The organism is Sanguibacter massiliensis (assembly GCF_900240335.1).
In the GTDB taxonomy this organism is placed as follows: Bacteria; Actinomycetota; Actinomycetes; order Actinomycetales; family Cellulomonadaceae; genus Flavimobilis; species Flavimobilis massiliensis.
Genome location: NZ_LT964979.1, coordinates 1,389,846 through 1,409,066, shown reverse-complemented (window position 1 = coordinate 1,409,066; position 19,221 = coordinate 1,389,846). Strand labels below are relative to the sequence as shown.

Here is a 19,221-nt window from a genome sequence, read left to right as displayed (position 1 = left end):
CGCATGCTCCGCAAGATCGGCGCGATCGCCCTCGGCAACGTCGCTGTCCTCGTCAACGCGGCCGCCACGCTCGCCACGCTGCTCGTCGTCGGCGCGGTCGAGGGCGGACTCTGGGTGATGATCGCAGCGGGTGTCGCCGTCCTGGCGCTCCTCCGTCCGGTCGGCGCGGTGCGGCGCGCCCTCGGGCGGCCCGACGCGACACCCCGGCCGAGCCGCTTCGGTCTCGGCAGCTTCGCGGTGTCGCGCTCCTGGGGTGCGGTGCTCGTCGCGGTCACGAACCCCGATGCCCTCGGTTTCGTCGTGGCCGGGGCTCTCGTCCTCGGGGTACTGGCCGAGACGGTGCTCGGACGTGCCGAGGCAGCCTGGGAGCCAGCGGCAGCGAATGCTCCATGGGCCGCACCTGCACGCACCCCGCGAACCGTGCACCTCGTCGCACCTGTGTCGGTGCTCACGATGGTCGTCGCGCTCGTCCTGGCGGCACTCGGCACCAGCATGGTCCCCGCGCTCGGCCTCACGTCCCTCGCGCTCGCTGCTCTCGTCGGCGCTGGTGTCGGGGCGCTCCTCGCGCGACGCGACCGGCTACAGGCCGAGCAGGGGCTGCGCGGCGGGCTTGAGGAGTACGCGCCGCGCTTCGTCCTCTACTGGGAGGCCGGGCTGGAGACGACGTACCAGATCAGCATGTGGCTGCCGTACCTCGAGCAGATCGGCGAGCCCTTCGTCGTCGTGCTCCGGCACCCGCGCAACCTCGAAGCCGTCGCTGCGCTCACCGACAGGCCCGTCGTTGTCGTCCGCGCGATGGACGGCCTCGACGACGTCCTCGTCCCGAGCCTCACGACCGCCTTCTACGTCAACAACTCGATCCGCAACTGCCACTTCGTGCGGTTCACCGAGCTCACGCACGTGCAGCTCAACCATGGGGACTCCGACAAGGCGCCGAGCTTCAACCCGGTCATGCGGATGTACGACCTCAACTTCGTCGCCGGGCAGGCGGCGGTCGACCGCTATGCGGCGAACGGCGTGACGACGCGCGAGGACTTCTTCCGGATCGTCGGACGTCCCCAGGTCGCCGACGTCGCGCCGGCCGCTGCGCGGCCCGCGGATGCCCCGCTCACGGTGCTCTACGCGCCCACGTGGGCCGGGTTCATGGCGGACTCGAACTACTCCTCGCTCCTCCAGGGGCCGGACATCGTCCGGGAGTTGCTGCGTCGCGGAACGACCGTCGTGTTCCGCCCGCACCCGCACGCGTGGCGGTCCCGCAGCCTTGCCGCCGCGTGCCGGGAGATCGAGCAGCTGCTCGCGGCGGACGCTGCCGCGACCGGTCGCGCGCACCTCTTCGGCGAGGTCGCGGCCCAGCAGATGTCCGTCGTCGACTGCTTCAACGCGGCGGATGCGATGGTGTCCGACGTCTCGAGCGTCGTCCCGGACTTTCTCTTCTCCGGCAAGCCGTTCGCGCTCGTCGCCGTCGGCACGACGATCGACGACTTCGTCTCCGCCAACCCGGTCGCGGAGGGCGCGTACGTCATCGACGAGGCGCTCACCGGGCTCGGTGCCGCGCTCGACGACCTCCTCGGCCTCGATCCGCTCCGGACCGACAGGCTGCGCCTGCGCACGGCGTACCTCGGCGACGTCGAGCGCGACGACTACGTCGGGCTCTTCCTCGACGCGGCGCGTGAGGTCGTGCGGCGCGAGCGCTGACCCGTGAGGCCGTGCGCCGCCTGTGTCAGGACGCAGGCGGGAGCCCGAGCTCGTCGCGCATCACCTCGACGAAGCGGTTCGCGTAGCCGTCGCGCGGTAGGTCGCCGAGGTAGTGGCGGCGCAGCTCCGACCGTCGGGTGCGCGCGGGGTCGGGCCCGAGGGCGAGATCGAGCACCGCGGCGAGATCGGTCCGGGCCGTCGTGCCGTCGACGGCACGGACGACGTACCCGCCGTCGGCGAGCGGCACGTCGACGCGGAGATCGTCGACCTGCAGCTGGGTCGCGAGCAGCACGTAGGGCTTCTCGGAGTAGAGGAAGTCTCCGAGGACGCTCGAGACGTCCGAGAGCATGATGTCGGCGAGGTTGAAGCATTCGACGACCTCGACGTCCTCGGCACGCGGCCCGTGGACGTGGTCGACGCCCGTCGTGGCGCTGTCCTCCGTGAGCAGCTCGATGATCGCGTCGCAGCACTGCGCGAGACGGCTGTCGTTCCGTGCGAACGGGTGGGGCCTGAACACGACGCGCACACCGCGTTCGAGAAGTTCACGGACGAGGTCGGCGCCGACGCGCAGCGACGAGTAGTCGGAGTCGGTGTAGAAACCGCGCCATGTCGGGGCGTAGAGGACGGTCGTCGGGGTACGGTCGACGTCGGGCGCGGGGAGGACGTTCTCGACCTGCGGCCGACCGACGATGCGGAAGAAGTCCTCTTGGACGCGCACCGCGTTGGCGGCGAACCGGTCGATCGCCGCCTGCCCGGCGACGTAGTTGCGGTCGTAGAGGCGGAACGCCGGGTTGTGGCTCGGCGCCTTGTCCGAGTCCCCGTGGTTGAGCTGGATGTGCGTGAGGTTCGCGTAGCGCACGAGGTGCTGGTTCTTCGTCGCGGTGTTGACGTAGAGCGCGACGCGGAGCGACGGGGTGGCCGCGACCTCGTCGAGCTGCTCGAGCGCGGGGCGCACGATGATCGGCACGGTCGCGGTGTGGCAGACGTCCGGGACGTTGAGCGGGTCGCGCAGCACGATGACGTAGGGAGCGCCGACACGGTCGAGGTACGGCAGCCACATGCGCACCTGGTAGCCCGTCCCTGGCACGGACTCCCAGTGAAGGAGCATCGCGGGGGCGACCTCGGCGAGGAGCTCCGGGATTCGCCGCTCGAACCGTTGGCGGGCGGTGGTCCGGCGGAACGCGTCGGCCCCGAGCGTGGCGACGAGGCCGAGCGTCAGGAACGCCGCGACGAGCCCGACGACCTCGCCGCCGCCCGCGACCTGGCCGAGGATCGCGCACACGGCGGAGAACAGCCAAGCGAGCCACGCGAGCGTCGGGTCGAGGAACGGCCAGTTGCGGACGGGGCCATAGTCGGCTGGGACGTTGAACGCGTACGGGACGGCACGGCGCAGCAGCGTGCGCAGGACCGGCTCGGCGAGGAGGGCCGCTGCGAGGACGGCGAGCGTCGCCATGCGCGGCACGTCGCCGCGCGACGTGGGGACGAGGGCGGCGAGCACGGCAAGGCGTGGCACGACGAACGTGCCGACAGCCGTGCCGTCCGCGAGGACGAAGCGCCCGTGGCGTCCACCTGGCGTCCGCCCGATGAGCCGCCGCTGGAGCACGAGGGCGAGGGCGAGCGGGACCGTGAGGGCGCCGATGACCTCGACTGGAGGTGTGGCGGCGGCAAACGCCCATGCGATGAGGGCGACGCCCGAGACGAGCAGCGGCCGCGCCCCGAGAGTGTAGAGCTGACGCACGCGCGCGGGAAGGTGCCTACCCCACGCGAGCGGTTCGTCGTCAACGGCGTCCGCGGCGTCCACGGATCAGGCGGTGGTGTTCTCGGAGAGCTCGGCCTCGGTCTCGTCGAGCGCGCTCGCGATGGCCTCGCCGCGGTCCTGCGCCTGCTCGCGGCGCACGTCGATGACGAGGCCCGTCGCGTCGGAGACGAGGACGTCGAGCGAAGACTCCGCGACCGCCTCGGCGGAGAGGAGCGAACCCGGGGCCTCCTCGCCGAACGCCTGGGTGCGCATGGGCGTCGCGGTGCGCTCGGGGTTGACGACGTTGACCTTGATGCCGACGCCGGCCCACTCCTCCGAGAGAGCCTGCGTGAGGTTGACGACCGCGGCCTTCGTCGAGGAGTACAGCGCGTAGTTCTCGCGGCCGCGCGTGTAGGACGACGATGTGAAGTAGAGGAGGTGGCCGCTCGTCTCGGCGAGATACGGATAGGCAGCCTTGGCGACGTGAACGGGGGCGAGGTAGTTGACGCCGATCGTCTCGGCGATCTGCTCCTCGGTCGTCTCGGCGAGGCGTCCGATGCGCAGGACTCCGGCGGTGAGGACGACGGCGTCGATCTTGCCGTGCTCGGCCTTGGTCTGCGCGAACGCGGACGCGATCGACTCGTAGTCCTCGACGTGGAGGCCGGTCGTCGACCGCCCGTGGGCGACGACGTTCGCACCTGCGGCCTCGGCGATGCGAGCGATCTCCGCGCCGATCCCGTAGGAGCCGCCGAGGATGACGATCGTCCGGTCGCGCAGGAGCTCTGAGCGCTCGGCGGCCGTGAGGTGGCTCGGCCCCTGCGACGCGAGCTGGAAGAGCTTGTCGGCGATGAAGAGGTCGACGGGGTGCGTGACCTTGATGTTGTGCTCGGCTCCGGCGACGGTCTTGATGGGGACCTCGGGCAGGTACTTGAGGACGACGCCGCAGTCGTCGGTCGCCGCGAAGTACGGGTCGTCGAGCGCCTTGGCGTAGGCGGAGCGCAGGACCGAGAGCTTGAAGGCCTGGGGCGTCTGGCCCCGGCGCAGCCGGTTGCGGTCGGGGATCGAGGAGATGACGTCGTGCGCGTCGACCTCGACGATCGTGTCGGCCGACGGGATGACGACGTCGACGGCGCCGTAGGAGTCGAGCGCGTCGACGCAGTCCTTGATGACGCGCTCGTCGAGCAGCGGGCGTACCGCGTCGTGGAGGACGACCTTGCACTCGTCCTCGCCGAGGGCGTCGAGGACGCGGCGCGTCGTCTCGTTGCGCGTCGCACCGCCCTCGAGGATCCGCGTGAGCTTGCCGTAGCGGTTGCCGAGGAGCGTCGCGACGTGCTCGGACCAGCCGGGCGTGATCATGACGACGAGCTCGTCGATCTCGGGGCTCGCGTCGAGGGCGCTCACCGTGTGCTCGAGGATGGTCTTGCCGGCGATCTTCACCATCTGCTTGGGCACCTTGAGCCCGAGACGAGCACCGACGCCTCCGGCGAGAACCACTCCGACCGTGCGCACAGGACGACTCCTTCGTTTTGCTTCGGGCGCCCTGCGGGACGCCGCCGGTCCATGCTACCGGCCTGCACTCCCGTCGGCCGCGTCGTCAGACGGGACCTGGGCGTCGCGCGAGGTGACGGCCTCGGCTGCGGACGAGGGGGCTTCCGTGGCCCCGAGGCGCGCGAGCCGTTCCTCGGACCGCGCGACGACGTCGCGCACCGCAGCGGCGAACGTGACATCAGCCGTGGCGGGCGACGAACCGAGCAGGTGGGTGCGGAGGCGGAGCCGCTCGGCGGCCCGGGCATCGTCGGTGCGACCGAGGGCGAGGTCGCGGATCTCGTCGAGCCCTGTCCCGTCGGCGAGGAGCAGCGTGCCCCCCGAGGCCGTTGGGGCGAGCCGCACGAGGTCGTCGACCGCTAGGTGGGCGGGGACCGCGAGCCCGAAGGGACGGCCGGTCGCGAGCCAGTCGGACAGCACTGATGAGACGTCCGTGACGAGCACGTCGGCGACGGTCATGCAGGCGTCCATGCTCACGCCCGTGCGCGGGGCGACGACGAGGTGCGCCGCGGGCGACGACGCGAACCACGCGGCGTCGCGCGCCTGCACCGCAGCCTCGCGGCTCGCCGCGTCGGCAGGTTCGTCGACGAGCGGGGGCAGGGGCGGCGCAGGGTGGCCCGCGCGTGCGTTCGCGGCGTCGAGCAGCTCGATGATCCGGGCATGCGCGGCACGCACCTCGGGGCGCCGACGGCCCGTGAACGGGTGCGGTCGGTAGACGATCCGGACCGGGGCGTCGGACGTGAGGAGGTGCTCGATGAGCCGCACGCCGAGGTGCGCGACCGACCCGTAGTCCTGCTCCTGGTTCCAGCCCTCCCATGTCGGCGCGTAGAGAAGCGTTGGGATCTCCGCGCCGCTGCGTACGGGCAGGGCTGCGAGCCCGGCCGCTTGCGGCCGGCCGACCTCGCGGACGTCCGTGTCGACGACGCCGACCTGTGCGCGCCGGTAGCGCTCGCGACCTGCGGGACCTGCGACCCAGACCTCGTCGTAGACGCGCGTGAACGGGTTGAACGACGCGTTCTTGTCGCTGTCGCCGTGGCCGATGAACACGGAGAGGATGTGCGGCTCGCGCAGGAGGTGGATGTTCTTGCCGACGTTCGCCGGGTAGAGGGCGGCGCGGACCGTGGGCAGGCCGAGCGCCATGAGCGTCGTCGCGTCGGGGACGCACACGACAGGCAGGGACGTCGGTGCGAGGCGTTCCATGACGCTCCGCTCGCGCAGGAGGACGATGGAGCGTGGCGCGGTGCGCTCGAGCGTCGCGAGCCACATGTTCGCCTGGTAGACCGACGCGGCGTCGCCGCTGAGGTAGAGCGCGACGTCGGGGGCGAGCGCGTCGAGCGCCGCGGCGACCTGGGGGAGGAGGACGGCGGCCGTGCCCGTCCTGCCGAGGCGCAGCGCGACGAGGCCAGTGGCGAGCGCGAGCGCTGCGTAGGCCGCGACGGCAACCGCGGCGAGCGTCAGCCAGGTGGGCGCGACGACCGTGAGCGCGACGCCCACGACGACGATGGGCTCGACGGCCGCGGCGCGCACCGTGAGCGGCAGCAGCACGGCAGCGGGCACCGGAAGGCGCGTGCCCGGGAGGTCGCCGACGTTGCGGGTCGCGACCGCGGTCGTCCGCCGTGACCGGAGGACCGCTCCCGCAAGGTTGTCGACGACCCTCACGGTGACGAGGCACACGGCGGCCGCGGTCGCGGCCCCGGTGAGGTCAGGAGCTTCGCGGCTCACGGCGAGCGCGACGAGCGCGGCGCGTCCGGCGAGCCGCACGGAGTGGCCGAACGACGCGCGGCGCATGAAGGCGCGAGCGGGGCCGGCGAGCCAGGGCTCCGCGACGGCGGAGCACGTGAGCGCGACCGCGGTGACGACGAGGGGGAGGCCCAGCACGGTCGACATCGCACCGAGGACGAGCCCGAGCACGACGGCGACGAGGGCGGACGGCCCCAGCAGCGTGGACGCTGAGGCGCGGGGGAGCGACGACATGGGTACCAGCCCTAGACTTCGGGTCGAGCGAGCCGCGCGAGCGGCCGGTCGCAGCCCGGGATCGGGCGACGTGGCATTGTTTCACGCGCAGCGGGCCCGTCGGTATGCCCCGCACGTCCGAGAGGTTCTCCATGGCACGTATCCTCCTCCGCAGCGCCCAGGATCCTGCGGCTGTGCTTCCCGCTGCCGAGTCGCTGCGCCGGATGGGCGGGAACGCCGGCAACCTCCTCTACGCGCACGCGGTGCACCGCGCGCTCTCGGTCACGGGAACCGAGGTCGTCGCCGGGGCGTTCGGCATGGAGGAACTCGAGAACCCGCGCGCCTGGGCGGCGGACGTCAGCTCGCGTTACGACCGCTTCGTCATCCCGATGTCGAACGCGTTTCGGGCGTCGTTCACGGACGACCTCGAGCGGCTCGCCGCCGCGGTCGAGCTGCTCGACATCCCCGTGACGGTCGTCGGCGTGGGCGCGCAGACGACCCTCGGGGCGATCGACGGCGACGGACCGCTCATCATGGGACGCACGGGGTCGGAACGGCTTCCCGGGGCGCGGGGCGCCTCGCGCCACGACGCGGTCGTGCGGCGGTTCGTCGACGCGGTCCTCGAGCGCTCCGCGTCGATCGGTGTGCGCGGCGATCTCACGCGCCGCTACCTCGTAGGGCTCGGCGTCGATCCGCAGCGGGTCGACGTCATCGGGTGCCCCTCGCTCTTCACGTGGGGTCCCGACCTGCGCGTGCGGCAGCTGCAGCTACCGCTGCCCCGCGACGCGCGGATCTCGCTCAACATCGACCACCGGGTCGCCGGCGTCGCCGACCTTGTCGAGCGCAACGCCGCACGGTACCCGGGCCTTACGGTCGCGGTCCAGGACTTCCGCTCGATGTGTGCGGTCGTCCACGGCGTCGACGAGTTTGACATGACACGCCACGACGTCCGGCTGCCGATCCACACCGGGCACCCGCTCTACCGGGAGCGGCGCATGCTCTTCCACCCCAACCCGTGGGGATGGATCGACACGCTCGGTCGGCAGGATCTCGTCGTCGGGACGCGGCTCCACGGGAACGTGGCGGGGATCCTCGGCGGGACGCCCGCCCATCTCCTCGTCCACGACTCGCGGACGCTCGAGCTGGCCGAGTACCACGCGATCCCCTCGACGCGGATCGATGCCCTCGACGGCGTGCCGGACGTCGCGGAGCTCGCGGCGCGGACCGACTACGAGAGATTTCACGCGCTGCAGCCGGAGCGGTTCGCGACGTACCTCGACTTCCTGCGGCGCAACGGCCTCGAGACCGTGTTCGACGAGGGGCGGGACGCGACGGCGTTCGATGCGGCGATCGCGCGCGGCCGCCGCGTCGGCCCGGTCCGCCCCAGCGTGACATTCCTCCAGAAGGTGCGTCGACGGTTGACGCGGTCCCGCGGGTAGGGCTCTGCACCCCCAGCGGTCGCCGTGGGGCCGCCCAGCGCCTAGCCTCGAGGGATGATCAACGCCCTGTCATGTACAGTTCCCCGTCGACTCTGGCCGGCGGGGAGTCGCGGATGACGCGGATCCTCCTGCGGAGCGCCCAGGACCCTGCGCGGGTCCTCGAGCCGTACGCGTCGACCTTCGCGGTCGGCGGCAACACGGGCAACCTCCTCTACGCGCACGCGGTGCACCGTACGCTCTCGACGCGGAGCACGACCGTGCGTGCAGGAGCCTTCAAGGCGCACCTGCTCGACGACCCGGCAGCATGGGCGGCCAAGGTCTCGTCGCGGTACGACCACCTCGTCCTCCCGATGTCGAACGCGTTCCGCATCGGCTTCTCCGCGTACCTCGAGAATCTCGCCGCGATCATCGAACAGCTCGACATCCCGGTGACGGTCGTCGGTATCGGCGCGCAGACGACGGCTGACGCGGCGGACGACCCGGCCCACATCCGGATGGGACGCACCGGGTCGGAGAAGGTTGCGGCCGCAGCCGAGGCCGCACGGCACGATGCCGTCGTCCGACGTTTCGTCAACGCGGTGCTCGCCCGGTCCGAGTCGATCGGGGTCCGCGGCGAGCTCACCCGCACGTACCTCGTCTCCCTCGGCGTCGATCCCGCGCGGGTCGACGTCATCGGGTGCCCGTCGCTCTTCATGTGGGGGCGGGACCACCGGGTGCGCGAGGTCGCTGGCCCGATCGGCCGTCGCTCGCACGTTGGGCTCGGGGCGGACTTCCGGGTCGACGGCGCGACGGCGTTCGCGGAACGTGCCCTGCGCGAGCATCCGCGACTTCGTGTCCCCGTGCAGGACTCACGGAGCGCCCGGTGGATCGTCGCGGGCAAGGAACCCCCGGGCGGAGCACGACCGGAGATCGTCGACGAACTATTCCGCACGCGACGGCTCGTGTACTTTCCGAGCCCGTGGGGGTGGATCGACTGGGTCGGTCGGCAGGACCTTCTCGTCGGCTACCGGCTGCACGGCACGATCGCGGGGCTGCTGGGCGGCACGCCGTCGCACCTGCTCGTCCACGACAGCCGGACGCGCGAGCTCGCGGAGCTGCACGGCATCCCGCACACGCGGATCGAGGACCTCACGAGCGTCCCGTCGGTCGCGGAGCTTGCGGAGCGTACGGACATGACGCGGTTCCACGAGCTCTTCCCGGACCGCTTCGACGCGTACGTCGCGTTCCTCCACCGCAACGGGCTGAGGACGGTGTACGACGACGGCGAGGACGCATCGGATTTCGACGCGAGCATCGCACGGGCGCGGACGACGTCGTTCGTCCGACCGGCGCGCACACGCGCCGGGGTGCAGGCGCGCAGGGCGCGCCGCGTCCTGGCACGCCGGTTCGGGCACCGCTGAGCGGTGCCCGAACCGGGGCCGGCGCGTGTCAGCCCAGGACGATGTCCGCGTGCTGGAGGTTGTGGTCCGAACCGCGGTAGCGGGCGTCGAACTTCCCGCCCGTGAGAATCACCTGGTTCGTGTGCTGCCGGACGCCCGCGGCGTCCTTGACGAACACGTAGTCGATGCGGGTCGGTGCGTAGGCGTAGTGGAACGGCTTGTCGGGGTAACCGCCGTCCTTCGCGCCGTTCTGGTTGTTCGACGTGCTCCAGCGACTTCCCGTGGCACGGGGGCCCGAGAGCGTGTCGACGTAGCCACGCTCGACGAGCGCTGTCGTCGGGCCTGACGGGTGCCGGACGACGTCGGAGTTGAGGTCGCCCATGAGGATGATCGGCTCGCTGGCCGAGCCGCGCTTGCGCGTGATGAGGTCGTCGATCGCGAGGGCGGCGGCACGGCGCTGCGTCGCGCTGCCGAGCTTGTCGTTCTCGAGGTGGAGGGACGCGACCCAGGTGCGCTGCTTCGTCGCGCGGTCCTCGACGTGCGCCCACGCGAAGAACCGGTTTTTGTCGAGCCGGTGCTCCTGGCTGACGATCCCGTTGATCGAGGTGAGCCCGGAGGAGAGGACCTTGACGCGGTCCTTGCGGACGATGAGGTGCGCGCCCTTGGTGGCCCAGCCGTCGACGTTGCCGATCGAGCTGGCCGAGTAGGCGAGCCGGTAGTCACCACCGAGCTTGCTGACGAGCCCCTCGATCTGGCGCGTGTTCGTGTCCGCCTCCTTGGCGGTCGTCGCCTCCTGGACCGCGATGACGTCGGCGTCGGCGCGCTTGATGGCGTTGACGACGGCGGAGCGCCGCTTCTCCCAGGTGCGGGAGGTGTTCTTCGTCGCTGCGATCGAGCCGATGTTGTACGTCGCGACGCGGAGCGGGTCTGCGCCCTGGGCTCCCGTCGGGCTCGAGCCCGTGCGGGAGTAGCCGAAGCGCGACGTGCTCTTCTTGGGTCCGTTGCGGTACGTGGCCTGGATGTAGAGCGGGTTGCCGGTCGACGAGCCGACGTACTTGCGGAACGACGACGGGACGGTGACGACCCGTGACGTCTCGGTCGGGCGGATACCCGTCACCGTGAAGTGCTTGCCCTTCGTCGTGAGGTGGGAATAGTGCCACGACGCGTTGAGCGAGATGCTCGTGCCGCGCGGGAGCCGGCCCCACGAGACCCTGACCTTGTGCGTGCCCGCGGGCTTCACCGTGATCGGCACGCGGCCGACCGCACGGGTGTCGACGCGGGTCTTGACGGCCTTGCTCGTCACGGTGTCCGTGCTCGTCACGGCGCGGACGCGGACCCAGTAGTCGGTGCGCAGCTTGAGCTTCGTGAGGGTGCGGGTGCGGGACGAGGTCGTCGCACGCTTCGTCGTCTTCGTCGTGAACTTCTTCGACGTCGACCACTCGACGGTGTAGCGCTTGGCGCCGCTCACGCGGCTCCAGGAGAGCGCGAGGCGCCGGTCACCGGGGACGACGGTGACGACGGGGCGCGCTGCTTGGGTCGCGGCGACACGCGTCGAGGCTGCGGAGACCGGTGCGGCGTCGGCGGGCGTCGCTGCGGCGACGGGGAGGAGGCCGGCGAGCGCGAGGCCGAGCGTCACGAGGGCTGCGGTCGGTCGGCGGCGGTGGTGCGGTGCGGTCATGCGGTGGGCTCCCGGGGCTGCGGTGCCGCGGGGATCCCGCGGGCGCGGCCATCGTAGGGCGAGACCCACCGTGAGAATCAAGACCTTGACGGCGAGAGAATGCTCACGAAGACAAGAGGGGCTCACCTGATCTGCGTGAATGTTCACCCCTTGGCGCAGGGGTGAGAGGTGTCACTGCGCAGGGGTCACCTTGTCGATCCAGCCGCCAGGCAGCCCGAGGAGAGTCCGGAACCGGTCGCCCTGCTCGGTGCGCACCACGCTGCGCCCGTCGACCGACGTCGCCCGCAGGGTCTTGGCTTGGCCGCTCTCCCACGTCTCGGTGACCTCGATCCGGGCGATGTCCGTGAGCCCGAAGATCGACGAGGCTTGTGTCTGCGTGAGCGTGCTCGTCCACACGCGGTTGGTCTTCCTGAGGTCGCCCGGGGCCTGCTGGCTCCACGGGTCGTCGACCGACCGGATGTAAGGAATCTTCTCGAACCACACCTCTTCGGAGTTCGCCGTGCGTCCCCCGGTCGACGACGAGTAGTACGTCGTCGCGACGCCCCCGTCGTGAAGGACGACGCGTCCCTTGGCCCCGCTCGTCACGGCATCGACCGCGGCCTGCCAACGCTTGCCGTAGTAGCCGTTCGTCCCCTCGTTCTCCTTGTTCCAGCCCGTGAAGAACTGGTCGGACGTCGAGTCGACGACGTTGCAGTTGCACGCGGCGCGGCGCGGCGCCGCAACCTTCCCGAACGCATAGCTGCGTCCCGCGATCGCCTGCGCCTCGAGTGCGTCCTGGGGCCACGACGACGGCATCTCGCCGAGCCCGTAGAGGTACTCGTCAGCGAAGCGCAGCTCGTTGACGACGTTGAGGTGCCCGTCGATGACGGTGACGGTGAACCGGCCGTGACGGTAGGAGCCGTGCGTCGCGGCGCTGCCCGATTCCCGCAGCAGCCGAGCGACCGCAGGGGTTCCGGTGCTCTCGTAGTACTCGGTGCCCGACCAGTGCAGGCGCAGCGTCGCGCCTCGCTCGGACGCTTGGGGGTACGTCGTCCCGCCCACGACGACGACGGGCTTGCCGCCGACGATCTTCAGCGTGCCTGTCGTGTCCGCGGGGATCTTGTCGCGCGCCGTCGTGCCCTTGGCCGTCCGGATGCGCCACACTCCCTCGTCGATCGTGAACGTCAGCGTGTCCGGGTCGCTCTTCGCGATGACCTGCACGGCGACGTCCTTCGGCAGCGTGCGGTTCGCGACGCTCGTACCCGTGAAGTAGTGCTCGAGGATCTGCGTCGACGTGCGGCCGGCCTTCGCCATGCCGTACGCGCCGAACTGTGACATGCCGAGGCCGTGCCCGAACCCCTTGCCCGCGATCGTGAACCCGTCGGGCGCGGTCGCGCTCGGCGGCGCGGACGTCTCGGGATCGGGCTCGGGACCGGGCTTCGGCGCCTCGGGCGTCTGCTCGGGAACGTTCGTGCGGGGCGTCACGGTGACCTTGCGGACGGGCGAGGCCGTCTTGCCGCTCGTCGTGACGAAGCGGTAGCTCGTTGTCGTGGTCGGCTTCACGCGGTACGTGTAGTTGCCGGTGCTCGACGGCGGCAGCGTGCGCAGCGTCTTCCAGCTACCGGTGGTCGACGCCTGGACGCGGAGGTAGCAGCAGGTGACCGGTGCGCCGTTCGAGCGGTAGCGGCTCGTGAGCGTCACGGACTCCCCGGCGGTGACGCGAGACGCTGAGGCCTTCGACGAGACGGTGACGCCGCTCGCGACCTTCGAGACCGTGACCTTGCGGGTCGGTGAAACCGTCTTGCCGGACGTCGTCGTCCACCGGTACTGCGTCGTGCGGGTCGGTGACACCTTGGCCGTGAGCTTGCCCTTCGACGACGGACGGACCGTCCGGACGGTCGTCCAGGAACCCGTCGTGCGCTGCTGCAGGCGCACCGAGTAGCGGGAGATCGGCTTCTTCCCCTGCCGGTAGTAGCCGGTGACGGTCACCTTCGTGCCCGGCTTGACCTTCGAGGCGCTCGCCGACGAGGACAGCGTCACCTTCGCGCTCGCGGCCGTGACGGCGCGTACCTTGACGGTGCGGACAGGAGAGACGGTCTTGCCGCTTGTCGTGATGAAGCGGTAGCTCGTCGTCACCTTGGGGGCCAGGGTGCGACTCATCTTGCCCTGTGACGGCTTGAGCGTCGCCACGGTGCGCCACGATCCCGTCGTACGCTCTTGGAGGCGCAGGGAGCAGCAGGTCACAGCCTTGCCGCCCTGCCGGTAGGTGCCTCGCACCGTGATCTTCGTCCCCCGAGTGACCGTCGAGCTGCTCACGGACGAGGCGATCGTCACCTTGCCGGACACCGCTGTCGCCGCGGGCGCCGCGACGGCGGCGAGCGTCGGGACGGCGAGGACGAGCGCGAGGAGCGGTGCGGTCCACGTGCGGCGTCGGCGATGGCGCGGGCGAGGGCGTGCAGGGGCGTGCATGGCGACAGTCTGCCTCAGCGCGGCCCACGAATAAAGCCCCGGCGTGCGTCCCCGCCTGTCTCAACCCTCACTTCCGTCCCGTGGGGATGTGCCCAGGGGCACGTCCCGGACAGTGCGGCGCGGGATATCCTGACGACGTCCTCCTCCGCCCGACCCAGGGAGCCCCATGTCCTCGTTCGACGAGGTGCCCGGCCAGTACAAGGTGCGTTCGCTCGCCCTCGCCGAGGCCGGCCGCCACCAGATCCGTCTCGCCGAGCACGAGATGCCCGGGCTCATGGCGCTCCGCGCCGAGTACGCCGACGCGCAGCCGCTGCGTGGCGCGCGCATCGCCGGATCGCTCCACATGACCGTCCAGACGGCCGTGCTCATCGAGACGCTCACCGCGCTCGGGGCCGAGGTCCGCTGGGCGTCGTGCAACATCTTCTCGACCCAGGACGAGGCCGCGGCCGCGATCGCCGTCGGCACGGGGACCCCCGAGGCCCCCGCTGGCGTGCCCGTCTTCGCGTGGAAGGGCGAGTCCCTCGAGGAGTACTGGGACTGCACCGAGCAGATCATGCTGTGGCCCACGGACGACGGCGGTCTCGAGGGTCCCAACATGATCCTCGACGACGGCGGCGACGCGACGATGCTCGTCCACCTCGGCCTCGCCGCCGAGAAGGCTGGCGCGGTTGAGGCCGACACGGCCGACGGCGACACGGATCACTCCGAGGAGATGAACGTCGTCCGCGCCGTGCTGCGCCGCGGCCTCGCCGCCGACCCCACGCGCTGGACCCGCATCGCCCCCGGAATCCTCGGCGTCACCGAGGAGACGACGACAGGCGTCCACCGCCTCTACCAGCTCGCCGAGACGGGCGAGCTCCTCTTCCCTGCGATCAACGTCAACGACTCCGTGACGAAGTCGAAGTTCGACAACAAGTACGGCATCCGCCACTCGCTGCCCGACGGCATCAACCGCGCGACCGACGTCCTCATGGGCGGCAAGGTCGCGTTCGTCGCCGGCTACGGCGACGTCGGCAAGGGCGCAGCCGAGGCCTTCCGCGGCCAGGGCGCCCGCGTCATTGTCTCCGAGGTCGACCCCATCTGCGCGCTCCAGGCCGCGATGGACGGCTTCCAGGTCGCACGCATCGAGGACGTCCTCGGCACCGCCGACTTCTTCATCACGACGACCGGCAACTTCGGCGTCATCACCGCCGACCACATGACGCGCATGAAGAACAAGGCGGTCGTCGGCAACATCGGCCACTTCGACAACGAGATCGACATGGCCGGCCTCGCCAAGGTCCCGGGCGTCACGCGCACCGAGATCAAGCCGCAGGTTCACGAGTGGACGTTCCCCGACGGCCGCTCGATCATCGTGCTCTCCGAGGGCCGCCTCCTCAACCTCGGCAACGCGACCGGCCACCCGTCGTTCGTCATGTCGAACTCGTTCGCCAACCAGACGATCGCTCAGGTCGAGATCTTCACGAAGGCTGGCACGCCGGACGCCTACGCGACCGACGTCCACCGTCTGCCCAAGGTGCTCGACGAGAAGGTTGCGCGCCTCCACCTCGACGCGCTCGGTGTCCGCCTCACGGAGCTGAGCCCCGCTCAGGCCGACTACATCGGCGTCCCGGTCGAGGGTCCCTACAAGCCCGAGCACTACCGCTACTGAGCCGACGACGACGGGCCGCGCGCACCCAGGTGCGTGCGGCCCGTCGTCGTGCGCGGGGGCGCCTGCTCAGGACGGGTCCGGAACCCCGTACGGGAGACGGTGGATCATCGAGGCCTGCTCGAGCGCCGCGTCCCGGGTGCGCTGGGCCGACGCCCATTCGCGCTCGCGGCGCTCGGTGAGCACCGCCATGAGGAACGCCTCCGGATGCGTGCCCGGCGGCGGACCGGGCGCGACGAACTGCTCGGTCTCCGCCGCGAGAGACCGACCCAGACGCTCGCGTGCGGCCGGCGCGAGGCGGTGCGCGCGCGAGAGCATCTGACGCGCGGCGAGCGCGAGACCGTCGGGCAGCCGGCGCATGTCCGCGGTCCGCGCCCACGCCGCGAGCTGGGGCGGCATGACGAGCGTGACGTCGACCGTGCTGCGACCACGGTCGCGCACGACGTACGTGCCCGCGAGGAGGTCCCCGAGCCGGCGTCCCTTCTCGTTGAGGAGGGACACGGTGAGCGCGAGGGCCCCCGACGTCAGGTATGTCTCGCCGACGGCGACGAGCGCGCGGATGAACGCGTGACGCACCGTGATGGGGCCACCGTCCATGCGCACGACCCGGATTCCGAGAGCGAGCTTGCCGAGCGAGAGCCCACGCGTGAGGGTCTCGATCGTCGTGGGGATGACGACCGTGACCGTGACGAGCAGAGCGATGATGATCGGCCCCTCGTACCCGGTCGGCAGCGAGACCCCCGACATCATCCACACGGTGAGCAGGATGACGACCGTGAGGAGGACGAGGTCGAGGAGGAGTGCGAGGCCCCGCGTGAGGAATGCGGCGGGCCGGGCATCGACGACGACGCCCTCCCCGGTGACGATGCCGTCGCGCACATGACCTCCCTGGATGTTGCGCTCGCCGTCCGAGCCGCTCCCGCTAGGGTAGCGGTCGTGGACCTCGACGCCTTCCGACTCACGCACGAGCCCGAGTGGCAGCGGCTCGCCGAGCTCACGCGTCGCAGGAGGCTCGGCGGCGCGGAGGCCGACGAGCTCGTGCGGCTCTACCAGTCGGTCGCGACGCACCTGTCCGTCGTGCGGTCGAGCGCGCCCGACCCCGGGCTCGTGCAGCGGCTCTCCGTGCTCGTCTCCCGCGCGCGCAACGCGCTCGCGGGCGCGCACGACCCGCGCTGGTCCGACGTCGTGCGCTTCGCGACCGTGAGCGCCCCCGCTGCCGTCTACCGCATCCGCTGGTGGGTCCACGGGGTGACCGCCGCATGCGTGCTCGTCGCGGTCGTCGCGGGCTTCGCCGCCGCGAGCGACCCGTCGATCCTCGCGCTGCTCGGCAGCCCTGAGGACCAGCAGCACTACGTCGACGAGGCCTTCGCGCAGTACTACGACCCGGGGCTCGACTTCGCCCTCACCGTGTGGACGAACAACGCGTGGATCGCCGCCCAGTGCATCGCCCTCGGCATCACGGGCGTGTGGCCGTTCTACGTCCTCGCAAACAACGCGGTCAACGTCGGGGCGATGGGCGGGCTCATGGCCGAGCACGGCCGCCTCGACATCTTCTTCGCGCTCATCACGCCCCACGGGCTGCTCGAGCTCACTGCGATCTTCGTCGCGGGAGCGGCTGGCTTGAGGCTGTTCTGGACGATCGTCGATCCAGGCCGGCGCCCGCGCGGCGTCGCTCTGGCCCAGGAGGGCCGTGCGACGTTCACGATCGTCGTGACGCTCGCGGTGGCTCTCGCCGTGTCCGGCATCGTCGAGGGCTGGGTGACGGGGTCGACGCTGCCGTGGTGGGTGAAGATCGTCATCGGGGCGATCGTGCTCGCCGCGTTCTGGACGTGGGTGACGGTTCTTGGCCGCCGAGCGGTGCGGGCGGGGGAGACGGGCGACCTCGACGAGGACCGCGCAGGCGGCGTCCAGCTCTACGCGTAGTCGAGCGGGCGTCGTGACGACGGACTGACGCCGTGACCCCGTTCGAGGGGGCGCCGCGTCAATCCGTCCGGCGTCGGGCGTGACGGAGCCTCAGAGGACGAGGATCGTCAGCGCCGGGATCACGAAGCTCGCAATCATCGCGCCCACGACGACGAGGGCCACCCTGCGGCGGCGGCGTTCACGTTCGGTCTGCTGGGGCGCACTCATGACACCCATCCTCGCAGACAGCGACATGGGGCCCGCCCCGACCGAACGCAGCCACGCGACGAGGCTCGCCGGGACGCTACGCACGCCGAAGCGACGTGCGCGCCGGTCGGTTCAGAGCCGGCCGGCCGACTTCAGCGCGAGGTAGAGGTCGGCGAGCGCGGGCGCGAGCTCGTCAGGCGGCGCGTGCAGAACCTCGACGCCGCGTCGCCGCAGGACGGTCGCGACCGATGTCCGCTCGAGCTCGCCGCGCTCGGCGGCCGCAGCGTCGTAGAGCCCCTCGACGTCGGAGCGGGTGCGACGCAGCTCGTCGATCTCCGGGTCCCGCACGGATGCGACGACGACGAGGTGGTCGCGCACGATCCCGTCGACGACGGGCAGGAGCCCCGCCTCGACGGCCGCCGGGTCCGTCGTCGTGAGGAGGACGACGAGCGCGCGCTGGCTGAGCCGCTCTCCGACGGCCGTGACGAGCGCNACGACGACGAGGTGGTCGCGCACGATCCCGTCGACGACGGGCAGGAGCCCCGCCTCGACGGCCGCCGGGTCCGTCGTCGTGAGGAGGACGACGAGCGCGCGCTGGCTGAGCCGCTCTCCGACGGCCGTGACGAGCGCGGGCCAGTCCGTCTCGACGAGCTGCGGCTCGACGGGCGCGAGCGCCTCCGCGAGCGCGGGCATGAGCCGCGCACCGGACGCGCCCGCAACACGTGCACGCGCACGCCGGTCGAACGCGAGGAGCTCGACACGGTCGCCGGCGCCTGACGCGAGCGCCGAGAGCAGCAGCGACGCCTCGATGCCTGCGTCGAGCCGCGGCTCGTCGCCGATGCGTGCGGCCGAGGTCCGTGACGTGTCGAGGACGATGAGCACCCGACGGTCACGCTCGGGACGCCACGTGCGCACGACGACGTCGCCGCCGCGCGCCGTCGCCCGCCAGTCGATCGACCGGACGTCGTCGCCGATGACGTACTCGCGCAGGGAGTCGAACTCCGTGCCCTCGCCGCGCACCTGGACGGCCGAGCGTCCGTCCATCTCGCGCAGCCGCGCGAGCCGTGACGGCAGGTGACGGCGCGAGCGGAAGGGCGGCAGGACGCGCAGGGTCGCCGGGACGTCGAGCGTCACCTGACGCCCGCCGACGCGGAGCGGACCGTACGTCCGCACCGTCACGCCTGCTGCCGTGCGGTCGCCGCGGCGCTGTGGCACGAGCGTCGTGCGCATCCGGGCACCCTCGCCCGCAGGGACGTCGAAGTCGTGGACCGGCGCTGCGGCGCCCGCTGACGGCGGCCACGCGTCGCGGAGCAGTCCGCGCGCGCGACGCCCCGAGACGTTCGTGAGGACGACGGTCGACGTCGTCGGCTCTTCGAGGCGCACCGACGCGGGCACCGTGCGGGCGACCGTGAGGCGGTGCGGCGACGCCGCGAGGGCGACGTCGAGCACCCAGACGAGGACGACGAGGACGACCCACGCGAGGACCGTCGCGACCTCGGGGCGCAGGATCACGGGCAGCGCGCCGAGCCCGAGGAGGGCGACGGCGCGACCGGTCACGACCACTGGGCCTCCCCGGCGCCGTGGTGAGG

General features: G+C 71.5%; 12 protein-coding genes. 5 read left to right on the top strand and 7 right to left on the bottom strand.

Features of this window, described 5'->3' with window-relative positions; translation table 11 throughout:
• Window positions 1-3 precede the first annotated feature (3 nt).
• Window positions 4-1,695, top strand: a complete 1,692-nt coding sequence (locus C1729_RS06610; RefSeq protein ID WP_102509240.1) for a CDP-glycerol glycerophosphotransferase family protein — start codon at window positions 4-6, stop codon at window positions 1,693-1,695.
• 25 nt (window positions 1,696-1,720) lie between these two features.
• On the opposite strand, the gene C1729_RS06605 is transcribed toward C1729_RS06610, so the two are convergent.
• Genes C1729_RS06605 through C1729_RS06595 form a run of 3 tightly spaced genes read right to left on the bottom strand, consistent with a single transcriptional unit; the run spans window position 1,721 to window position 6,952 of the window.
• Window positions 1,721-3,496 (bottom strand): CDP-glycerol glycerophosphotransferase family protein, encoded by a 1,776-nt coding sequence (locus C1729_RS06605; protein WP_102509239.1) that lies wholly within the window; start codon window positions 3,494-3,496, stop codon window positions 1,721-1,723.
• Window positions 3,497-3,499: 3 nt separating this feature from the next.
• Window positions 3,500-4,942 (bottom strand): bifunctional cytidylyltransferase/SDR family oxidoreductase, encoded by a 1,443-nt coding sequence (locus tag C1729_RS06600; protein WP_102509238.1) that lies wholly within the window; start codon window positions 4,940-4,942, stop codon window positions 3,500-3,502.
• Between the two features lie 54 nt (window positions 4,943-4,996).
• Complete coding sequence (locus C1729_RS06595; RefSeq protein WP_102509237.1) at window positions 4,997-6,952, bottom strand: hypothetical protein; 1,956 nt, start codon at window positions 6,950-6,952, stop codon at window positions 4,997-4,999.
• Between the two features lie 131 nt (window positions 6,953-7,083).
• Between C1729_RS06595 and C1729_RS06590 the strand changes: the two genes are divergently transcribed.
• Entirely contained in the window at window positions 7,084-8,370 is a 1,287-nt protein-coding gene (locus tag C1729_RS06590) for a polysaccharide pyruvyl transferase family protein (RefSeq protein ID WP_165375439.1), read from the top strand.
• Window positions 8,371-8,483: 113 nt separating this feature from the next.
• Complete coding sequence (locus C1729_RS06585) at window positions 8,484-9,770, top strand: polysaccharide pyruvyl transferase family protein (protein WP_165375438.1); 1,287 nt, start codon at window positions 8,484-8,486, stop codon at window positions 9,768-9,770.
• Between the two features lie 28 nt (window positions 9,771-9,798).
• On the opposite strand, the gene C1729_RS06580 is transcribed toward C1729_RS06585, so the two are convergent.
• Both C1729_RS06580 and C1729_RS06575 read right to left on the bottom strand, forming a co-directional pair.
• Window positions 9,799-11,427 carry an endonuclease/exonuclease/phosphatase family protein gene (locus tag C1729_RS06580; protein WP_102509234.1) on the bottom strand — a complete coding sequence of 543 codons (1,629 nt, stop codon included), beginning with the start codon at window positions 11,425-11,427 and terminating at the stop codon, window positions 9,799-9,801.
• A 171-nt stretch (window positions 11,428-11,598) separates the two neighbouring features.
• Complete coding sequence (locus tag C1729_RS06575) at window positions 11,599-13,875, bottom strand: SpoIID/LytB domain-containing protein (protein ID WP_102509233.1); 2,277 nt, start codon at window positions 13,873-13,875, stop codon at window positions 11,599-11,601.
• Window positions 13,876-14,041: 166 nt separating this feature from the next.
• On the opposite strand from C1729_RS06575, the gene ahcY reads away from it, so the two are divergent.
• Entirely contained in the window at window positions 14,042-15,526 is a 1,485-nt protein-coding gene (ahcY, locus tag C1729_RS06570; RefSeq protein WP_102509232.1) for an adenosylhomocysteinase, read from the top strand.
• Window positions 15,527-15,592: 66 nt separating this feature from the next.
• Here the strand turns inward: ahcY and C1729_RS06565 are convergent, their stop codons facing one another.
• A complete protein-coding gene (locus C1729_RS06565; RefSeq protein ID WP_102510562.1) occupies window positions 15,593-16,402 on the bottom strand; it encodes an RDD family protein in 810 nt (269 codons plus the stop codon).
• 57 nt (window positions 16,403-16,459) lie between these two features.
• On the opposite strand from C1729_RS06565, the gene C1729_RS06560 reads away from it, so the two are divergent.
• Window positions 16,460-17,446 (top strand): stage II sporulation protein M, encoded by a 987-nt coding sequence (locus C1729_RS06560; RefSeq protein WP_102509231.1) that lies wholly within the window; start codon window positions 16,460-16,462, stop codon window positions 17,444-17,446.
• A 318-nt stretch (window positions 17,447-17,764) separates the two neighbouring features.
• Here C1729_RS06560 and C1729_RS06550 read toward each other — a convergent pair whose 3' ends face one another.
• Window positions 17,765-19,195, bottom strand: a complete 1,431-nt coding sequence (locus C1729_RS06550) for a DUF58 domain-containing protein (protein WP_102509229.1) — start codon at window positions 19,193-19,195, stop codon at window positions 17,765-17,767.
• Window positions 19,196-19,221 lie beyond the last annotated feature (26 nt).

Excerpts from the sequence above, each read along its gene's own strand:
- C1729_RS06610 (WP_102509240.1), top strand. The coding sequence starts at position 4 with ATGCTCCGCAAGATCGGCGCGATCGCCCTCGGCAACGTCGCTGTCCTC.
- ahcY (WP_102509232.1), top strand. The coding sequence starts at position 14,042 with ATGTCCTCGTTCGACGAGGTGCCCGGCCAGTACAAGGTGCGTTCGCTC.
- C1729_RS06580 (WP_102509234.1), bottom strand. The coding sequence starts at position 11,427 with ATGACCGCACCGCACCACCGCCGCCGACCGACCGCAGCCCTCGTGACG.
- C1729_RS06575 (WP_102509233.1), bottom strand. The coding sequence starts at position 13,875 with ATGCACGCCCCTGCACGCCCTCGCCCGCGCCATCGCCGACGCCGCACG.
- C1729_RS06590 (WP_165375439.1), top strand. The coding sequence starts at position 7,084 with ATGGCACGTATCCTCCTCCGCAGCGCCCAGGATCCTGCGGCTGTGCTT.
- C1729_RS06585 (WP_165375438.1), top strand. The coding sequence starts at position 8,484 with ATGACGCGGATCCTCCTGCGGAGCGCCCAGGACCCTGCGCGGGTCCTC.
- C1729_RS06595 (WP_102509237.1), bottom strand. The coding sequence starts at position 6,952 with ATGTCGTCGCTCCCCCGCGCCTCAGCGTCCACGCTGCTGGGGCCGTCC.